Origin of the sequence: Paracoccus fistulariae, from assembly GCF_028553785.1 — a bacterium.
Classification (GTDB): domain Bacteria; phylum Pseudomonadota; class Alphaproteobacteria; order Rhodobacterales; family Rhodobacteraceae; genus Paracoccus; species Paracoccus fistulariae.
Genome location: NZ_CP067136.1, coordinates 2044679 through 2064472 on the forward strand (window position 1 = coordinate 2044679; position 19794 = coordinate 2064472).

17 protein-coding genes are annotated in these 19794 nt (G+C 62.5%); 6 read left to right on the plus strand and 11 right to left on the minus strand.

What is annotated here, in order from left to right; genetic code table 11:
* Positions 1–8 precede the first annotated feature (8 nt).
* Together JHX87_RS10080 and JHX87_RS10085 are read left to right on the plus strand one after the other, a co-directional pair.
* Positions 9–896 carry an ABC transporter permease gene (locus JHX87_RS10080; RefSeq protein ID WP_271885192.1) on the plus strand — a complete coding sequence of 296 codons (888 nt, stop codon included), beginning with the start codon at positions 9–11 and terminating at the stop codon, positions 894–896.
* Between the two features lie 36 nt (positions 897–932).
* Positions 933–2012, plus strand: coding sequence for a BMP family ABC transporter substrate-binding protein (locus tag JHX87_RS10085; RefSeq protein WP_271885190.1), 1080 nt, complete (start codon positions 933–935; stop codon positions 2010–2012).
* A 68-nt stretch (positions 2013–2080) separates the two neighbouring features.
* Here the strand turns inward: JHX87_RS10085 and JHX87_RS10090 are convergent, their stop codons facing one another.
* The 7 genes from JHX87_RS10090 to JHX87_RS10120 all read right to left on the minus strand — a co-directional run bounded on the left by JHX87_RS10090 (position 2081) and on the right by JHX87_RS10120 (position 10633).
* Positions 2081–3301 carry a phenylacetate--CoA ligase family protein gene (locus JHX87_RS10090; protein ID WP_271885188.1) on the minus strand — a complete coding sequence of 407 codons (1221 nt, stop codon included), beginning with the start codon at positions 3299–3301 and terminating at the stop codon, positions 2081–2083.
* A 131-nt stretch (positions 3302–3432) separates the two neighbouring features.
* A complete protein-coding gene (locus tag JHX87_RS10095; protein WP_271885186.1) occupies positions 3433–4254 on the minus strand; it encodes an ABC transporter ATP-binding protein in 822 nt (273 codons plus the stop codon).
* 60 nt (positions 4255–4314) lie between these two features.
* Complete coding sequence (locus tag JHX87_RS10100) at positions 4315–5598, minus strand: ABC transporter substrate-binding protein (protein ID WP_271885184.1); 1284 nt, start codon at positions 5596–5598, stop codon at positions 4315–4317.
* 47 nt (positions 5599–5645) lie between these two features.
* Positions 5646–6722: a branched-chain amino acid ABC transporter permease gene (locus tag JHX87_RS10105; RefSeq protein WP_271885182.1), complete on the minus strand. Its 1077-nt coding sequence runs from the start codon at positions 6720–6722 to the stop codon at positions 5646–5648.
* An 81-nt stretch (positions 6723–6803) separates the two neighbouring features.
* A complete protein-coding gene (locus tag JHX87_RS10110) occupies positions 6804–7787 on the minus strand; it encodes a branched-chain amino acid ABC transporter permease (protein WP_377775996.1) in 984 nt (327 codons plus the stop codon).
* Between the two features lie 39 nt (positions 7788–7826).
* Positions 7827–8657: an ABC transporter ATP-binding protein gene (locus JHX87_RS10115; protein ID WP_271885177.1), complete on the minus strand. Its 831-nt coding sequence runs from the start codon at positions 8655–8657 to the stop codon at positions 7827–7829.
* The gene (locus JHX87_RS10120; protein WP_271885175.1) at positions 8654–10633 is read right to left on the minus strand and encodes a long-chain fatty acid--CoA ligase; all 1980 of its coding nucleotides are present in this window, start codon (positions 10631–10633) and stop codon (positions 8654–8656) included. The genes JHX87_RS10115 and JHX87_RS10120 overlap by 4 nt, the downstream gene beginning before the upstream one ends.
* A gap of 185 nt (positions 10634–10818) precedes the next feature.
* Here JHX87_RS10120 and JHX87_RS10125 point away from each other — a divergent pair, with 185 nt between their 5' ends.
* Entirely contained in the window at positions 10819–12696 is a 1878-nt protein-coding gene (locus JHX87_RS10125; RefSeq protein WP_271885173.1) for a hybrid sensor histidine kinase/response regulator, read from the plus strand.
* Positions 12689–13399 (plus strand): response regulator transcription factor, encoded by a 711-nt coding sequence (locus JHX87_RS10130; protein WP_271885172.1) that lies wholly within the window; start codon positions 12689–12691, stop codon positions 13397–13399. Before JHX87_RS10125 ends, JHX87_RS10130 begins: the two co-directional genes overlap by 8 nt.
* Before the next feature lie 23 nt (positions 13400–13422).
* On the opposite strand, the gene JHX87_RS10135 is transcribed toward JHX87_RS10130, so the two are convergent.
* The 4 genes from JHX87_RS10135 to JHX87_RS10150 all read right to left on the minus strand — a co-directional run bounded on the left by JHX87_RS10135 (position 13423) and on the right by JHX87_RS10150 (position 17830).
* Entirely contained in the window at positions 13423–14211 is a 789-nt protein-coding gene (locus JHX87_RS10135) for an SDR family oxidoreductase (RefSeq protein WP_271885171.1), read from the minus strand.
* Between the two features lie 34 nt (positions 14212–14245).
* On the minus strand, positions 14246–15739 hold the full coding sequence (locus JHX87_RS10140) for a sugar ABC transporter ATP-binding protein (protein ID WP_271885169.1): 1494 nt from the start codon (positions 15737–15739) through the stop codon (positions 14246–14248).
* Between the two features lie 75 nt (positions 15740–15814).
* On the minus strand, positions 15815–16744 hold the full coding sequence (locus tag JHX87_RS10145; protein ID WP_271885167.1) for a substrate-binding domain-containing protein: 930 nt from the start codon (positions 16742–16744) through the stop codon (positions 15815–15817).
* Between the two features lie 111 nt (positions 16745–16855).
* Positions 16856–17830, minus strand: a complete 975-nt coding sequence (locus tag JHX87_RS10150; RefSeq protein WP_271885165.1) for an ABC transporter permease — start codon at positions 17828–17830, stop codon at positions 16856–16858.
* A 183-nt stretch (positions 17831–18013) separates the two neighbouring features.
* Between JHX87_RS10150 and JHX87_RS10155 the strand changes: the two genes are divergently transcribed.
* Together JHX87_RS10155 and JHX87_RS10160 are read left to right on the plus strand one after the other, a co-directional pair.
* The gene (locus JHX87_RS10155; RefSeq protein WP_271885164.1) at positions 18014–18835 is read left to right on the plus strand and encodes a transketolase; all 822 of its coding nucleotides are present in this window, start codon (positions 18014–18016) and stop codon (positions 18833–18835) included.
* Positions 18832–19791: a transketolase family protein gene (locus JHX87_RS10160; protein ID WP_271885162.1), complete on the plus strand. Its 960-nt coding sequence runs from the start codon at positions 18832–18834 to the stop codon at positions 19789–19791. Before JHX87_RS10155 ends, JHX87_RS10160 begins: the two co-directional genes overlap by 4 nt.
* Positions 19792–19794: the final 3 nt, after the last annotated feature.

Genomic DNA, 19794 nt, shown 5'->3' on the forward strand with positions numbered 1-19794 from the left:
GGGCACAGATGATTGATCCGCTGTCGGTTTTCCTGCTGCTTCTGGCCGCCGCGACGCCGATCCTGTTCGCCGCCCTTGGCGAATTGATCGTAGAGCGTGCGGGCGTGTTGAACCTCGGGGTCGAGGGCATGATGATCACCGGCGCGCTGGCCGGTTTCGCCGCCGCTCATGCCACCGGCAACGCCTTTATCGGCTTTGCCGTGGCCGCCCTGGCGGGGGCTGCAATTTCGATGCTGTTTGCCCTGCTGACGCAATTCCTGCTGGCCAATCAGGTCGCCTCGGGTCTGGCGCTGACGCTGTTCGGGCTGGGCCTTGCGGCACTGTTCGGCAAACCGCTGGAGGGGATCAAGGCGCCGCCCATGCCCGCCGGTCCGCTGAAGGTCAACTGGATCGTCTGGCTTGGCCTGCTGATGGTGCCGCTGGTCTGGTGGTTCCTGAACCGCAGCCGCGCCGGGCTGATCCTGCGCGGCGTGGGCGAAAACCACGATGCGGCCCACGCGCTTGGCTATGACGTCCGGCGGGTGCGGATCGCGGCCATTGCCTTCGGCGGCGCAATGGCCGGGATCGGCGGGGCCTTCATCTCGATCGCGACGGTACTGCAATGGACCGAGGGCATGACCGCCGGCGCGGGCTGGATCGCGCTGGCCATCGTGGTCTTTTCCAACTGGACCGCCCCCGGCGTGCTGGCGGGCGCATGGCTGTTCGGCGGGGTCACGGTGCTGCAATTGCGACTGCAGGCGGCGGGGGTCTCCGTGCCCGTGCAACTGCTGTCCATGGCCCCTTATCTGGCCACGATCATCGTGCTGGTCGCCATCTCGGCCATGCAGAAATTCAGCCGCCGCGCTGGCGGCGGAGCGCCCGGCTCTCTGGGCAGGAATTTTCACGCGCTGCGATAGAACGCGGCCCAACCCCTTACCAACAGGAGATCATCCATGAAACGCAGAACATTACTGGCAAGCGCCGTCGCGATCTCGGCCATGTCGCTGGCCCTGCCCGCCGCCGCCCAGGACGAGCCGTTGAAAGTCGGGTTCATCTATGTCGGCCCGGTCGGTGACGGCGGCTGGACCTATCAGCACGATCAGGGCCGGCAGGCGGTCGAGGCCGAATTCGGCGACCGCGTGGAAACCACCTTCATCGAAAGCGTGCCCGAAGGCGCCGATGCCGAACGCGCGATCACCCAGCTGGCGCTGGCCGGGAACAAGCTGATCTTCACCACCAGCTTTGGCTTCATGGATGCGACCATCAATGTGGCGCAGAAATTCCCCGATGTGAAATTCGAACATGCCACCGGCTATAAACGCGCCGAAAACGTGTCCACCTATGATGCGCGCTTCTACGAGGGCCGCGCGGTGATGGGCACGATTGCGGGCCGGATGACGGAATCGAACAAGATCGGCTATATCGGCTCTTTCCCGATCCCCGAGGTGATCCAGGGCATCAATTCCAGCTATATCCACGCGAAGAAGGTGAACCCGGATGTCGAGATGAAGGTGGTCTGGGCCTATAGCTGGTTCGATCCCGCGAAAGAGGCCGATGCCGCATCCGCCCTGCTGGCCGAAGGTGTCGATGTGATCCTGCAGCACACCGATTCCACCGCCCCCCTTGCCAAGGCGCAAGAGGCCGGCGCCATCGGTTTCGGGCAGGCCAGCGATATGTCCGCCTTCAAGCCCAACCCGCGCGTGTCCTCGATCATCGACAACTGGGCGCCCTATTATATCGAGCGTGTCGGTGCGGTGCTGGATGGCAGCTGGGAATCCAAGGCAACCTGGGCCGGGATCGGCGATGGCGAGGTGGAAATCGGCGAAATCACCGATGCCGTCCCCGCCGAGGTGAAGGCCGAGGCCGAAGCGCTGAAGGACAAGATCGCGTCGGGCGAATACCACCCCTTCACCGGCCCGCTGAACAAGGCCGATGGCAGTGCCTGGCTGGCCGAAGGTCAGACCGCCACGGATGAAGAACTGGCCGGGATGAATTTCTTCGTCGAAGGCATCACCGCCGAAATCCCGAAGTAATCCGCATCACAGACACCGAAAAGCCCCGCAATGCGGGGCTTTTTTCGTCTTTGCCGATCGTCGGGGCGTTAATCGTAACGCCGCCGGTCCTCGATCACCAGGCCGTCATTGGGCAGGCTGTCCGGCGCAACGATCTGAACGCGGGCCTTCATCTTCAGTGTCGCCAGAATGGAACTGGCATATTCCGCCTGGGCCTCGCGCGGGCTTTCGATCTGCACGGTCATCGTGTCCATCTCGCCTTCGCGATCCGCCAGCACCCTTGCGCGGGTGATCTCGGGGTGGCGCGCCACCAGCGAGGCGACCTGTTCCGGCCGGACGAACATGCCCTTGATCTTGGTCGTCTGATCGGCGCGCCCCATCCAGCCCTTGATCCGCATATTGCTGCGGCCGCAGGGCGAGTTGCCGGGCAGAACCGCCGAGAGATCGCCGGTGGCAAAGCGGATCAGCGGGTAATCAGGGTTGAGCGATGTCACCAGCACCTCGCCGACCTCGCCATCGGCAAGGGGCGTGCCGGTGCCCGGGCGCACGATTTCGACGATCACGCCCTCATCGACGATCATCCCCTCCATCGCCAGCGATTCATAGGCGATGTTGCCCAGATCCGCCGTGGCATAGCATTGCAGCGTCTGTATGCCGCGATCCGCGTAAAGCTGCCGCAGCGAGGGGAACAGCGCCCCGCCCGCCACCGCCGCGCGGGTGAAGGACAGCGTTTCGCCCAGCTCATCGGCTCGTTCCAGAATGACCTTCAGAAAGTCGGGCGTGCCTGCATAGACCGTCGTGCCGATATCGGCAGCGGCCCGCACCTGCAGATCGGTCTGGCCCGTTCCTGCAGGCAGCACCGCCGCATCCACGGCCCGCGCCCCGGATTCGAACATCATCCCGGCAGGCGTCAGATGATAGGCAAAGCAATTCTGCACGATATCGCCGCGCCCGATGCCGCAGGCATGCAGAAAGCGGCCAAGGCGCCACCAGTCATTGTCCAGACGCCCCGGTTCATAGATCGGCCCCGGCGACTGAAAGATGTGATCGAATTCCGCCGCCAGCCGGGTGGCAAAACCGCCAAAGGGCGGGTTCTTCTTCTGCGCCTCGGTCAGTTCGGCCTTGCGGATCACCGGCAGATTCGCCAGCGCCGCCCGCGTGGTGATCGCCGCCGGATCGACATCGCGCAGCAACCGCGCCAGTGCCGGTGCCGTCTTGGCGCGGCCGATGGCGGCAGGCAGGGCGGTGGCCAGCCATCCGGCACGCTCATCCTCGCTGCGGGTTTCAAGCTCGTCGTAGAAATCGGTCATGAAACCTCCTCAGTCTTGCTGTGACAGGGCCGCCTATCGTCCGCCGGGTCGTGTCCCGCGATCAGCGCCGTGCCTGTCCAAGCGGCCCCGTGATCCTGTCTATGTGTCGAATTTCCAGCCATGCCCACACCTCAGGCCAGCCAACGCTTGCGGCGACGATAGCTGCGCACGTCGCGAAAGCTTTTGCGGCCTTCATCCGACATCCCCAGATAGAATTCCTTCACATCCGGGTTCTCGCGCAGATCCTTGGCCTCGCCATCCATGACGACGCGGCCATTTTCCAGGATATAGCCGTAATGGGCAAAGCGCAGCGCGACATTGGTGTTCTGTTCGGCCAGCAGGAAGGTCACGCCCTCGCCTTCATTCACGGCCTTCACGATGTCAAAGATCTGTTCGACCAGCTGCGGCGCCAGCCCCATCGAGGGCTCGTCCAGCAGGATGGTCTCGGGCCGCGACATCAGGGCACGGCCCATCGCGACCATCTGCTGCTCGCCGCCCGATGTATAGCCCGCCTGCGATTTGCGACGCTCGCGCAGGCGCGGGAAATAGTCATAGACCATTTCCAGATCCTGCTTCACCGCCGCGCTGTCACTGCGGGTATAGGCGCCGGTCAGCAGGTTTTCCTCGACCGTCAGATGTTCGAAGCAATGCCGACCCTCCATCACCTGAATGACGCCCTTCTTGACCAGCGCCGCCGGGTTCAGTTCTGACACCGCTTCGCCGCGATAGACGATGCTGCCTTTGGTCACCTCTCCGCGTTCCGAAGCCAGCAGGTTCGAAATCGCTTTCAGGGTGGTGGTCTTGCCGGCGCCATTGCCACCCAGCAAGGCCGTGATGCTGCCCTTGGGCACGGTCAGGCTGACGCCCTTCAGCACCAGGATGACGTGATTATAGATCACCTCGATATTGTTGACTTCCAGCAGGTTTTCCGGGGCAGGATTGGCGTCAAGCATGGTGTATCCTCAGGCGTGATGGTTGCCCCCGGCGACGGCTGCCGCCGGGGTCTTTCGGGATCAATCGCAGCTGCGCCGCTCGATGCCGGCTTCGGCGGCATAGGCGGCGGAATCCTCGGCGATCAGCGGATCAAGAACCTCGGCATCGGGCTCCATGAATTCGGTGATCAGGTTCCACTGCTTGGCGGCAGCGTCCCATTGCTGGACACGCGCCATGCCGTTACCGCCGTGATTGGAACAGCTCAGCGCGAATGCAGGGCCGAAATCGGGCAGGCCAAGCTCGGCCAGATGCTCGGCGGTCATGTCCAGCTGCTCGAACCCGTCGCGCAACTGCTCGGGCGTGATGGCCGAGGTGCCTGCGATCTCTTGCGCCTTGCGGATCGCCTCGGCAATCACGACAGCCGCATACATGCCGCGCGAATACACGGCCGAGCCGACATGCTCACCCCCCTGCGACGCCTTGCCCGGCTCGATCACATAGCTCTGCAATTCGTCATAAAGCGGATAGTCGGTGCCCACGCCGTTAAAGGTCAGCGCCTTGTAACCATTGGCCCCGTCGCCCGCAGGCATCACATCCAGTTCCGATCCGGCCCACCAGATGCCGATGAAATTCTCCATCGGGAAGCGGATATTGGCGGCCTCCTGAATGGCGACCTGGTTCATCACGCCCCAGCCCCACATCAGCACGTAATCGGGCTTGTCGCGACGGATCTGCAGCCATTGCGATTTCTGCTCTTGCCCGGGCGCCTCGACCGGCACCTCGCTCAGCGTGAAGCCATGCTTCTTGCTCAGCTCCTGCAATGTGCGGATCGGCTCCTTGCCATAGGCCGAATTGTGATAGACCAGCGCGATCTTCTTGCCGTTCAGATCGCCGCCATTCTCATCCAGCAGATATTTGATCGCGATCGAGGCCCCGTCCCAGTAATTGGCCGGCGCGTTGAAGACCCATTCGAAAACCGACCCATCCTTGGCCGAGGTGCGGCCATAGCCCGGCGTATACAGCACCTTCTTGTCAACAGCGACTTTCGGGATCAGCTGATAGGTGATGCCGGTGGACAGCGGGTTGAAGATCAAGGCGCCTTCCTTGGTCGCCTCATAGCATTCAACGCCCTTTTCGGTGTTATAGGCCGTCTCGCATTCCGGCACCTTGATCATCTCACCGCCGATGCCGCCATCGCGTTCATTCAGCAGGGTGAAGTAATCGTTGAAGCCATCGGCATATTGCGTCCCGTTCGCACCATAGGGTCCGGTGCGATAGCTCAGGTTCGGCACGATCAGATCGGCCATGGCTGGGGCTGCGGCCATCACGGCGGCGGCGGCCAGTCCTGCGATTTTCAGTTTCATTTCTTTCCTCCCAAGGATGTTAAGACCGCTTATTCCGGTTCTTCAGATTAATGAGGGAACGGCCACAGCCGCAGCTTTTCCTTGACCAGACGCCACAGACGGGCCAGCCCGTGCGGCTCGACGATCAGGAAGAAGATGATCAGCGCACCGACGATCATCAGCTCGATATGCGCCGCCAGATCGGTGGGCCAGCCAAAGCCGCCAACCAGCAGGTTCTTCAGAAAGACCGGCAACAGCACCATGAAGGCCGCGCCCGCAAAGCTGCCGAAGATCGATCCAAGCCCGCCGATGATGACCATGAACAGGACCAGAAAGCTCTTGTTGATGCCGAATGCCTCGGTCACTTCCGCAGCGCCCAGATAGACCGCGAACAGCAGCGCCCCGGCGATGCCGACAAAGAAGGAACTGACGCCGAATGCCGACAGCTTCGCGGTCAGCGGATTCACCCCGATGATCTCGGCGGCGATATCCATATCGCGAATGGCCATCCATTTGCGCCCGATCATGCCGCGCGTCAGATTGCGTGCCATCCAGGCGGCAAAGACCACAAAGGCCAGACAGATCAGATATTTCGCCGCCGGACTGGCCGCGGGACCGGTCACGGCCCAACCCAGCACGGTCCGTTCCGGCGCGGTGATCTGACCCGAGGCGGAATAGTTATAGAACCACGGCACCTTGTTGAACAGCCAGACCAGAAAGAACTGCGCCGCCAATGTCGCCACCGCCAGATAGAAGCCCTTGATCCGCAGGCTGGGCAGGCCGAAGGCAATGCCCACCAGCGCGGTGATCCCCCCGGCCAGCAGGATGTGGATCACCACATTCACCTCGGGAAAGGCGGTCATCAGCTTATAGACCGCATAGGCGCCCACAGCCATGAAACCGCCCGTGCCCAGACTGACCTGCCCGGCATAGCCCGTCAGCACATTCAGCCCGATCGCCGCCACCGAATAGATCAGGAAAGGCAGCAGGATCGCGCTGGCCCAGTAATCGTTGATGACAAAGGGCACCACCAGAACCGCCACCGCAAGGATCGCATAATATCCCCAGCGATCCAGCCTGATCGGAAAGGTCTGACTGTCATCGCGATAGCTCGTCTTGAAATCGCCCGCTTCACGATAAAACATCGCCACGCTCCCCTATTCCACCCTGCATTGGCATCTTTTGTGCCCAAATATCCCCGCCGGAGGCATGCATGATTTCCATCCTCACACCCTCTCGATAATGCGCTCGCCGAACAGGCCCTGCGGACGAAAGACCAGAAAGATCAGCGCCAGCACATAGGCGAACCAGTTCTCGGTCGCGCCGCCGACCAGCGGGCCGACCCAGAATTCGAACATCTTCTCACCCACGCCGATGATCAGCCCGCCGACAATCGCCCCGGGGATCGAGGTGAAGCCCCCCAGCATCAGCACCGGCAGCGCCTTCAGCGCAATCAGCGACAGGCTGAACTGCACCCCGGATTTCGTCCCCCACATGATCCCCGCGACCAGCGCCACGAAACCGGCGATGGACCAGACCATGATCCAGATGAATTGCAGGCTGATCCCCACCGACAGCGCGGCCTGGTGATCGTCGGCCACCGCCCGCATGGCCCGGCCCTGCTTGGTATATTGGCTGAACGCCACCAGCGCCGCGACCAGAAGCGCCGCGATGAACGTGGCCCAGATATCCAGACGGTCGATAAAGAAGCCATAGCCGAACCAGTTCGCCGTCGCCTGTTCGATCGTGTCGGAAATCCCCTGCGGCAGCCCGACATCCAGCGTCTTGATATCGGCGCCCCACATCACATCGCCCAGACCTTCCAGGAAATAGGCAAGCCCGATCGTGGCCATGAACAGGATGATCGGCTCTTGCCCGACCAGATGCTGCAGCACCAGCTTTTCGATCAGGATCGCCAGCAGCACCATGACGCCCGCCGTCAGGATGATCGCGACCAGCGGCCCGACGGTCCAGCTGAAATTGCTCAGATGCGTGCCGAACATGGCGTTGATCAGATGCGAGAAGGGCACCTGCCCGTCCATGATCCCCACCAGCGTCAGCGCCGCGAACAGCGCCATTACACCCTGGGCATAGTTGAACACGCCCGAAGCCTTGTAGATCAGCACGAAGCCCAGGGCGACCAGCGAATACATCACCCCGGTCATCAGCCCGTTGATAAAAACCTCGGCTGCGAAAAAGAACTGGTCCATCACACTGTCTCCCCGGCTCTGGCGTCAGTCGCCCTGGTATCAGTCATGGGCCACCCCCAGATATGCATCGATCACTTCCTGATTGTTGCGCACCTCATCGGGGGTGCCGTCGCCGATCTTGCGGCCGTAATCCATCACCACGACCCGGTCGGACAGATCCATCACCACGCCCATGTCATGTTCGATCAGCGCGATGGTGGTGCCGAATTCGTCATTCACATCAAGGATAAAGCGGGACATGTCCTCTTTCTCCTCGACATTCATCCCGGCCATCGGCTCGTCCAGCAGCAGGATCGAGGGCTCGGCGGCCAGCGCCCGGGCCAGTTCGACCCGCTTTTTCAAGCCATAGGGCAGACGGCCCACCGGGGTCTTGCGGATATTCTGGATCTCCAGAAAGTCGATGATCCTTTCGACCTGCGCGCGATTGGCGATTTCCTCGCGTTCGGCGCTGCCCCACCACAGGGCCTGCGACAGAAAGCCGGATTTCATCTTGTTCAGCCGGCCGGTCATGATGTTGTCCAAGACCGACATGCCGTCAAACAGCGCGATGTTCTGAAAGGTCCGGGCAATGCCCAGACGCGCGACCTCATAGGGTTTCATCGGACCGCGCTTTTCGCCGCGGAACCAGACCTCGCCCTCTTGCGGGACATAGAAACCGCTGATCACATTCAGCATCGAGGATTTGCCTGCCCCGTTCGGCCCGATGATCGCGCGGATCTCGCCCTCGCGGATGTCAAAGCTGATCTGCTTGATCGCCTCGACCCCGCCAAAGCGCAGCGTGATGTCGCGCAGATCCAGCACCACCCCGCCGATCTGGCGGCCATCGGCGGTCACATAGCCATCGGTTGCCTGCATCTGAACCTGGGTCATTCTGCTGCCACCTTCTGCTGGGCCGCGTCGCCAAAGACCGGCACATCCTCGATCTTCAGCGTGGCCTTGATCTTGCCCTTGCGACCGTCCTCATAGGTGACCTCGGTTTCGGTATAGATGCTGTCCGAGCCGTCATAAAGCGCGCCGACAAGATCCGCGAACTTGTCGCTGATGACCGCGCGGCGAACCTTGCGCGTGCGCGTCATTTCCCCGTCATCGGGGTCCAGTTCCTTGTGCAGCACCAGAAAGCGGTGGATCTGGCAGCCCGACAGCATCGGATCCTCGGCCACGGATTTGTTCACCGCTTCGACATGCTCCCTGATCGTGGCATAGACCTGCGGATGCGCGGCCAGTTCCTGATAGCTGGCATAGGCGATATTATTGCGCTCGGCCCAGTTTCCGACCGCGCCCAGATCGATATTGATCATCGCCGTGCAGAAATCGCGACCATTGCCCAGAACCACGGCCTCCAGGATATTGGGATAGAATTTCAGCTTATTCTCGACATATTTCGGCGCGAACATGCTGCCATCGGCCATCTTGCCGACATCCTTGGCCCGGTCGATGATGCGCAGATGACCGGTTTCTTCCTCGAAGAACCCGGCATCGCCCGTGGCGACCCAGCCTTCGGCATCCTTGGTGCTGGCCGTGCTGTCGGGATTGTTGAAATATTCCACGAAGGTGCCGGGGCTGCGATAGAAGACCTCGCCATTCTCGGCGATGCGCAGTTCCACCCCGGGCGATGGCACGCCCACCGTGTCAGAGCGGACCTCTCCGTCAGGTTGCTGGGTGATAAAGACCGAGGCCTCTGTCTGCCCGTAAAGCTGCTTCAGGTTGATGCCCAAAGAGCGGTAGAAATCAAAGATCTCGGGCCCGATCGCCTCGCCCGCGGTATAGCCGACGCGAATGCGCGAATATCCCATCGTGTTTTTCAGCGGGCCATAGATCAGCAGATTGCCAAGCCCGTAGGCCAGCCGGTCACCGAAACCCACGGTCTTGCCATCCAGCAGCGCAGGACCGACCCGGTTGGCGACGCCCATGAAATGCCGGAACAGCCATTGCTTGATCCGGCCCGCATCCTCCATGCGGATCATCACATTGGTCAGCTGGCCTTCGAACACGCGGGGCGGGGCGAAGAAATAGGTTGGCCCGATCTCGCGCAGGTCGGTCATCATGGTGGCGGCGCTTTCGGGGCAATTCACCGTAAAGCCGGTCCACATTGCCTGACCGACCGAGAAGATGAAGTCGCCGACCCAGGCCATCGGCAGATAGGCCAGGACTTCATCGCGATCCGTGAGCTTGTCGAATTCCGAGGTATTCTTTGCCGTCTCGATGATATTGCGGTTGGACAGCACGACCCCTTTGGGTTTGCCCGTCGTGCCCGAGGTATACAGCATCACACAGGTGCTGTCGTAATCCAGCGCGTCGATGCGCCGCTGCAATTCGCCCGTCAGCCGGGTTTCGGCGGCGCGGCCTTCGGCCTGCACATCGCCAAGCGCGTTCATGTGGCTGTGGTCGTATTTCCGCATGCCACGCTTGTCGGTATAGATGATCTGATCGACCGTCTTGACCTCGTCCTGAACCTCCAGAACCTTGTCGACCTGTTCCTGATCGCCGCAAATGACAAAGCGCGCGCCGCAATGGCCCAGCACATAGGCCATCTCTTCGGCCACCGCGTCCTGATACAGCGGCACCGGGACCGCGCCGCACATCTGCGCCGCCACCATGGACCAGTAATGCATCGGGCGGTTGCGCCCGATGATGGCGACGTGATCGCCCGGGGCCAGCCCCAGATTCAGCATCCCCAGTGCCAGGGCGCGGATCTCATCCGCAGCCTGCGCCCAGGTCCAGCTTTGCCAGATGCCGAATTCCTTTTCGCGATAGGCCGGACGGTTGCCCAGCTTCTCGACATTGCGCGCCAGAAGCGCGGGTATGGAATGCAGGCCCGCTTGCGCAGGCACAGCAGCGTTCGCCATGTCTCCTCCCAATCCCGGCCATGTGGCGGTAAGGCCGTTCACGTCAGTCGCAGGCTCTGCTGACCCGCTTCTGACATGGATACTGTCATCTGCGACTCTTACCCGAGTTTTTCACGAATCTAACGAATTGTTACGCGCTTCCCGAAAGCCCATCCGGCTGTTAATCACGGAATCGGGGGGACAGGATGACAGCCAATAATTCACGGGCCGAACTGATGCAGTCGGGGCTGAACCTGATCGGTCAGGCGCTGTCGATCTTTGACGCCGATCTGCGTCTGGCGGTGTCGAACCGTCAATATCAGGCGATGTTCGACCTGCCCGACAACCTGATCCGCAAGGGCACGTTCTTCGAGGATACGATCCGGTTTCTGGTGCTGCGCGGCGAATATGGCCAGCAGGACGATCCCGACGACGCCGTGCAGCTGCGCGTCGAACAGGCCCGCGCCTTCCGCCCGCATTACATGGAGCGTCAGCGGCCGAACGGTCGCTGGGTCGCGGTCGAGGGTGCGCCGCTGTCGCAGGGCGGCTGGGTCACCGTCTATACCGACATCACCGAAATCAAGCGGCAAGAGACCCTGCTTCGCGCCCGCTCGGAAGAGCTGTCCGGTCAGGTGCTGGACCATGCCGAACGGCTCAGCGCGGCAAATCGCGAACTGGCCGCGACCATCACCGCCCTGCACGAAGCCAAGCGCGTCGTCACCGAAACCCAGGCCCGCACCCGGCAGGTGACCGAGATGATCCCGGCCCATATCGCCCATGTGGATGGCGATTACCGCTATCTCTTCTCGAACCGGCAATTGCCGCAGGTCTTTCCCGGCACCCGGCCCGATATTGTCGGGCTGACCGTCGAGCAGGTTCTGGGAGAGGTGAATTTCGCCACGCTGCGCGACCGCTTCGATCTGGCGCTGGCCGGGCGTCAGCAGGTGTTCGAGATCACGCATCACGAGACCGGTCGTCGCATCCGCATCGCGCTGACCCCGGATCGCGCGGGCAAGGGCGTCTTTGTGCTTTCCACCGATGTCACCGCCGAGGTCGAGGTGCGCGAGGCGCTGACCCATGCCTCGCGCCGGGAACTGGCGGCCAAGATCACCTCGGGGCTGGCGCATGATTTCGGCAATCTGCTGACGGTGATCCTTGGGTTGCAGGATCGTCTGTCCCATGCCGATCTGCCGACCGGGGCGCAGGCCGATGTGCAGGCGACCCTGGCGGCCACCCGGCGCGGGGTGCAATTGCTGGAACGCATCGGCCAGATCGCCGCGCCACCGGGCACCACGAAAGAGCCGGTTTTCCTGCAGACCCTGCTGCAGGATCTGTGCAATATGGCGCGCCCGACGCTGGGCGAGGGGTTGCGGTTGGACCTGCAGACCGACCTGCCGCGCGATCCGCTGATGCTGGATCCCGGCCAGTTACAGGACGCGCTGCTGAACCTGATCCTGAACGCCCGCGACGCGATGGCGCCGCTGGGCGGGCAGGTCACGCTGACCGCCCGCGCCGCTGCCCCCTGGCTGGAAATCGACGTGACCGATACCGGCCCCGGCTTCTCGCCCGAGGCACTGGCGCGGGCGACGGAACCCTTCTTTACCACCAAGCAGGGGCAGGGATCCGGGCTTGGCCTGGCGATGGTCTTTGACCAGACGAAGCTGGCGGGCGGCACGATGCGCGTGCGGAACCGCAGGGACGGGCCGGGCGCGCATATCCGGTTGCGCCTGCCGCTGCATCCGGTCCATCCGCAGATGGTGCTGCTGGTCGAGGATGATGACAATCTGCGCGAGATGTTGCGGCAGATGCTGACCGGCCTGGGCCATTCGGTCATCGAGGCGGGCTCTTTGGCCGAGGCAAAGACGCTGGCCGATCTGCCCGGGCTGTCGCTGATCCTGTCGGATCTGCAGCTTGGCGACGGTCTGGGCCTGGATCTGGCCGATCCCGCGGGGCCGCCGCTGATCCTGATGACCGCCCTGCCCGCGGATCACGACCTGCGCACGGCCGCGCCCTGCCCCGTTCTCAGCAAACCCTTTGACAGTGCCTCGCTGGCAGAGATGATGACCCGAGTATGCCATGACTGACGCACCGCTGATCGCCATTCTGGAAGATGAACCCGATATCCGCCGCATCATGTCCGAAGTGCTAGAGGGCGCGGGCTTTCGCACCATGGGCTTTTCCCGCGCCACGGAGTTCGAGGCGGCGTTGCGCCATATCACCCCCGATGCCTGTCTGGTCGATCTGGGCCTGCCCGACCGCGACGGGCTGGCGTTGGTGCACCGGCTGGCCACCGAATCCGGCGCCGCCATCATCATCGTCTCGGGTCGGGCGCAGGTGCAGGATCGCGTCACCGGGCTGGAACTGGGCGCGGATGATTACATCATCAAACCTTTCGAGCCCGCCGAACTGCTGGCGCGGCTGCGCGCGCGGCTACGCCGTCCGACATCGCAAACGCGCCCCGATCAGCGCAGTCAGGCGCAATTTGCCGATTGGGTCGCGGATTTCGACCGCTATCTGCTGACCGGGCCAGGCGGTGCCGACACCCCGATCAGCCATGCCGAGGCCGAGGTCCTGCGGATGTTTCTGGACAATCCCCGCCGCCTGATTTCACGCGCCCAGATGCTGGAAATTCTGGGCGGCGCGGGCGGGGAAAGCTTTGATCGGGCGATGGATGTGCGCATCTCGCGCCTGCGCAGCAAGCTGCGCGAGGATCCCAAGAACCCGCAACTGATCAAGACGATCTATGGTGCGGGCTACATCTTTCTGGCCGAGGTCCGCTGGAGCTGACGCCCGGCGCGGGCAGGCCGAAATCACCAGCAGCAGAACCCGCCATCGACCAGCAGATCGACCCCGGTGCAATAGGATGACGCGTCCGAGGCCAGAAAGACCGCCGGGCCGACCATCTCATCCACCGACGCCATCCGCTGCATCGGCGTCTGGCGTTCAAATTCCTTCGTCTGATGGACCATTTCGGGGCGGGTATTCATCGGCGTCGCCGTATAGCCGGGGCTGATCGAATTGACACGGATCCCGCGATCCACCCATTCCATCGCCATGGATTTCGACATGTGGATGACGCCGGCCTTGGACGCATTGTAATGGACCTGCATCAGCCCGCGATTGACAATGACCCCGGACATGGACGCGATATTGATGATCGAGCCTCTGCCATGCTTCAGCATGGCCCGCGCCTCGGCCTGACAGGACAGAAAGACGCCCTTCATATTGATATCCATCAGCGTCTGATACTGATCTTCGCCCATCTCCTCGGCCGGGTTGGCATTGGCGATGCCCGCCGCATTGACGGCGATGCCAAGCGGGCCCAGATCGGCCTCGGCCCGGGCCACGGCATCGTCCAGCGCCGCGCCGTCGGTCACATCGGCGGCAAGCGCGATGGCCTTGCGGCCCGTCTGCGCGATCACGTCAAGCGTTTCGGCCAGCCCGCCATCGGTGCGGCGATCAAGGCAGGCCACATCCGCGCCGCATTGCGCCAGACCAAGCGCGATGCGCTGGCCAATGCCGCTGCCCGCGCCGGTGACAAAGGCGACACGCCCCGACAGGTTGAACAAGGCAGGGGCGTTCAGGGTTATCTGGGACATCTGTTCTTTCCTTCACCATGCGGGCCATCGGCCCTCAGCTTGTCGCAAGCTCCATCACCGAGACATCATTGGCCTGATCCCGGGTCAGGATGCCCGCCTGATCGCCATGCGCCATCACCATGATCCGGCTGGACACGCCCAAAACCTCTTCCAGATCCGAACTGACGACGATCACCGCGACGCCCTCGGCGGCCAGACCGGCAATGATATCGTAGATCGAGGATCGCGCCCCGACATCGATCCCGCGCGTCGGCTCGTCCAGGATCACGACCCTGGGGTTGCGGGACAGCCACTTGGCAATAACGACCTTCTGCTGATTGCCGCCGGACAATTCGCTCGCCGCCTGCCTTGCGCGGCCCTTCACGCCGAATTTCGCGATATTCTCATTGGCGAAGTCGCGCACCCGGTTCGCGGTCACCCAGCCACCGTTCGAAATCTTGTCCAGATTGGCATAGCCGATATTCTCGCCAATCGTGTGGTTGACGATCAGCCCCTGCAGCTTGCGATCCTCGGGCACCAGAACCACGCCGTTATCAATCGCATGTTTCGGACTTTTCGGCGTGATATCCTGCCCGTTCAGCAAGATCTGCCCGGATGAAATCGGGTCCGCCCCGGCAATCGCACGCACCAGTTCGGTACGGCCCGCGCCCACCAGCCCGGCAATGCCGAAGATCTCGCCCTTCTGCACCTTGAAGCTGACATCCGAGAAGCTGCCAAGCGCCGAGCTGAGGTTGCGGATCTCCAGCACCGTCTGATCCGTCGGCTCGGGCACGGTCGGGAACATGCGGTCCAGGCTGCGCCCGACCATCGCCTCGACAATGGTGCGGATCGGGATATCGGCGCTGTCGAATTCCTGCACCTTGTTGCCATCGCGCATGACCACGATCCGGTCGGCGATCTGCTTGATCTCTTCCAGACGGTGCGAGATGTAGATGATTCCGACGCCTTCGGATTTCAGCCGCTCGATCTGGCGGAACAGCATCTGCGTTTCCTCGCCGCCAAGCGCGGCGGTCGGTTCATCCAGAATCAGCAGTCTGGCGTTCAGGGTCAGCGCCTTGGCGATCTCGATCAGCTGCTGATTGGCGGTCGACAGCCCCTCGACCACGCGACCCGGCGGAATATCCAGCCCAAGGCGGTGCAATCCGCTGCGCGCGCGGTTCTCCATCTCCGTGCGGTCAATGCGGCCGCCCTTCTTCGGATAGCGCCCGACAAAGATGTTTTCGGCGATGGACAGATGCGGCAGCAGCAGCAATTCCTGATGGATCATGCCGACGCCCGCATCAATGGCGGCGCGCGGATTGGCCGGGGCATAGGGCTGGCCCTGCCATGTCATCTGGCCCGAACTGGCCTGCACCGTGCCCGAGATGACATTGGACAGGGTCGATTTTCCGGCACCGTTTTCGCCCAGAAGTGCGACCACCTCGCCCGCGCGGATATCCAGATCGATCCCGTGCAGAACCTTGACCGGACCATAGCTTTTGCGAATGTCGCGCAGCGACAGGATCGGTTTGGAAGCCTCGACAGTCATCATGGATCCTTTCGGTCAATCGGTCCTTGTGCCGGCCGACCCGTGATCGGGGCCGACCGGCAGGCAGGGCTGCAATCAGGGATGCTCGGCGACGTATTCCGGCGCGTTTTCCGGCGTTGTCAGATAGCCCGGCAAAAGCTGTTCGGCCGGCAATTCCTCGCCCGCGGCCAGCTTGATCGCGCTGTCCACCGCCAGACGGCCAATGCCGCGCACCTGCTGGGTCGCGGTGGCGTCAAAGCCGCCTTGGGCCAGGATCGGCAGCGCGGTCGTGTCGCCGTCAAAACCGCCCAGATAGATGCGCTGCTGCATTTGCGAGACCTTGATCGCCTGCGCCGCGCCAAGCGCCATGGCATCGGATTGCGCGAAGATGATCGAAGTGTCGGGATGGGCCTGCAACAGGTTCTGGGTGATGTTCAGCCCTTCATCCTGCGACCACTGATTGCTCCACTGTTCGCCGACCACCTCGACGCCCGGATTTTCCTCGATGGCCTTCATGCAGCCCTTGGTCCGCTCGACCTCGGGCGTGGTGCCCTTCTGGCCGTGGATCATCAGCATTTTGCCTTCACCTCCCGCCTGGTCGATGATGTATTTGCACACCTCATAGGCCGAGGCGGCATTGTCGGTCGCAATGAAGGTATCGCCGGGTTCGCCTTCGGCATTGCGGTCCACATTGACGACCGGGATCCCCTCGGCCTTGGCAAGGCGCGCGGGCACCGTCGCAGCCGCAGCCCCGGCGGGGATATAGATGAAGGCGTCGATGCCCTGCGCCAGCAGATCCTGAACCTGGCTGACCTGCGTGGCACCGTCATTCTTGGCATCGACGGTAATCACCTCGATCCCCTTTTCCGTGGCATAGGCCTCGACCCCCAGCTTGATCTGGTTGAAGTAATCGGCCTGCAGGTTGGCCACGGCCAGACCGATCTTCTGGACCTCTTCCGCGCTGGCCGGGGCAAAGGCCGTCAGTGCCATCGCGCTGGCCGCCATCAGGGTTGCTTTGAGTTTCATGTGCATCTCCTCCGTTGGATCATTGTGGGGCCCGATATGGTCCGGAGCCCGTGGGATGTCGGCCCGTGGACCGGACAGGATTGGCGGCAGGGGAAGCCGCCGAAAGCTGGTTCAGCGCTTCTTGAAGGACTCGGCCGCGACGGCCAGCGCGATGACGACGCCGATCACCACCGCCTGCGTAAAGGGCGACACGCCCAGCAGGTTCAGCCCGTTGCGCAGGACGCCGATGATCAGAACCCCGATGATCGTCCCGACAATGCCGCCCTGCCCGCCGGAAAGAGAGGTTCCGCCGATGACCACCGCCGCGATCGTGTCCAGCTCATAGGTAAATCCCGCGGTCGGCTGCACTGCATCCAGCCGCATCGCCAGCACGATCCCCGCCAGCCCTGCCAAGAGCCCCGAAACAAGGTAAACCCCGACCGTGAACAGCTTGACGTTGATGCCCGCAAGGCGCGCCACCTCGGGGTTGCCGCCGATGGCGTAGAGGCTGCGGCCGCCGCTGGTATAGCGCAGGAAGATCCAGCCGATGGCAAAGACCACCAGCATCACCGCGACGGTGACGGTCAGGAAACCGCCATAGCGGGTAAAGGACAGCATGCTGAACCAGGCCGGAAAGCCCACGATCTGCTGGCCGTCGGTGATCATATTGGCCAGACCGCGCGCAATCGACATCATCGCCAATGTCGAGATGAAGGCGGGCACCGCAAATGTCGTGGTCAGCAGACCGGACAAGGCGCCGGAAAAGGCCGCCACGGCCAGCGCCGCCAGAATTGCCAGCGGCAGCGGCAGCCCGACGCTATTGGCCAGATAGCCCATCACCATCATCGCCAGCGCCAGGATCGACCCGACCGACAGGTCGATCCCGCCGATCAGGATCACGAAGGTCATGCCGACCGCCATGATCCCCAGCACCGTGATCTGGTCCAGAACGTTCAGCAGGTTTCTGGCCGTCATGAAGGAATCGGTCGCGAATGACAGGAAGATGCAAAGCAACAGCAGGCCGATCAGCGGACCGGTCGCGCCACTTAGCGAAAGCAGATCGGAAATCCGGGATTTCCGGGCGGCGGGAGACTGCGTTGCGGTCATCTGGCCCTCCTCAATCGCATAATTATTCATATGTGATGTAAAATCCATAACCTGCGATGCGTCACCCGTCAAGCATCGCGTTACAGCTCGGCAAATTAAATTTCCAGTGCCCCGGCAGGCACAACTTGACAGGGGCTCTAATGGTATATTTACTGTTATCAGAATATTTATCCAGAGGACATCATGGAACCACAGGAACTCCGCGCTGTCGCCAACCGCATCCGGCGCCGTGATCTTCAGGCCGTCTACGAAGCAGGTGCCGGGCATATCGGCGGCGAAATGTCAGTGACCGACCTGCTGACCGCGCTTTATTTCCACACCATGTCCATCGATCCGCAGGCCCCGATGGATCCTGACCGGGACCGGCTGGTTCTCAGCAAAGGGCACACCGCGCTGGCGCTGTATGTCGTGCTGTCCGAAAAAGGGTTCATCCCGAAGGAAGAGATTTCGACCTTTCTCAGGCCGAATTCGCGCCTGAACGGCCACCCGAATCGGGTCAAGGTGCCCGGTGTCGAAACCAATACCGGCCCGCTGGGTCACGGCCTGCCGGTCGGGGTTGGCATGGCGACAGGCGCCAAGCTGGACGGCGCGGCATGGCGCACCTTCGTCATTACCGGCGATGGCGAGATGCAAGAGGGCTCTAACTGGGAAGCGATCATGGCAGCGGCGCAGTTCAAGCTGGATAACCTGACCCTGATCATCGACCATAACCGTCTGCAACAGGGTGCCCGGCTGGCCGAAACCAACGATCTGGCCCCGCTGCGCCCCAAGCTGGAGGCCTTTGGCTGGGCAGTCGATGAGATCGACGGACACGATATGGCGCAGATCTGTCACGCACTGTCGCCGCAGACGGTGGTGGCGGGCAGGCCGAAATGCATCGTCGCCCATACCAACAAGGGTCAGGGCATTTCCTTCATGACCGACAATGTCGCCTGGCATCACAAGGTGCCGAATGAAGAACAGTATAAACAGGCCATGGCCGAGCTGGAGGAGGCCGCAGGATGAATATGCCCTTCGAAACCGCAAAACTGCATGATTGCCGCGATGCCTTTACCGCCATGCTGGAAGATCTGGCGGCGGAAAACCACGCCATCGTCGCCGTCTGCAACGATTCGGTCGGCTCGTCCAAGCTGGGCGGATTTCGCGATAAATTTCCGCAACGGCTGATCAATGTCGGGATTGCGGAACAGAATATGGTCGGCGTCGGCGCGGGGCTTGCCAATAGCGGCAAGATCCCCTTCGTCTGCGCGGCCTCGCCCTTTCTGACGGGCCGGGCTCTGGAACAGATCAAGGCGGATGTCGCCTATTCACAGACCAATGTGAAACTTGTCGGCATCAGTTCCGGCATGGCCTATGGCGAACTTGGCCCGACCCACCATTCGATCGAGGATTTCGCCTGGATCCGGGCGCTGCCGAATGTGCCGGTCATCGCACCTGCGGACCGGATCGAAACGGCGGCGGCGGTGAAATGGGCGGCGGAACATGACGGCGGCTGCTTTTTGCGCCTCAGCCGCGTGGGCGTACCCGACCTGCTGCCCGAAGATCATGTCTTCGAACTGGGCAAGGCCAATATCCTGCGCGACGGGGATGATGTCACCCTCATCGCCAATGGCGTCCTCAGCCATCGCGCCATGATCGCGGCCAGCCTGCTGGAACAGCGCGGGATTCAGGCCCGGGTGCTGAATATGGCCAGTGTCCGCCCGATCGACCAGGACGCCATCCTGACCGCCGCCCGCGACACCGGCGCCATCCTGACCTGCGAGGAACATACCACCTTCGGCGGGCTGGGCAGCGCCGTGGCCGAGGTGATCGTCGATCACCACCCGGTGCCGATGACCCGGCTTGGCGTTCCGGGTGTCTTTGCGCATACAGCCTCGGCCAATGCCCTGCTGGACGATTTTGGCATGTCGCCGGACGCCATTGCGGACAGCGCGGCGGAATTGCTGACAAGAAAGGGATAGGAT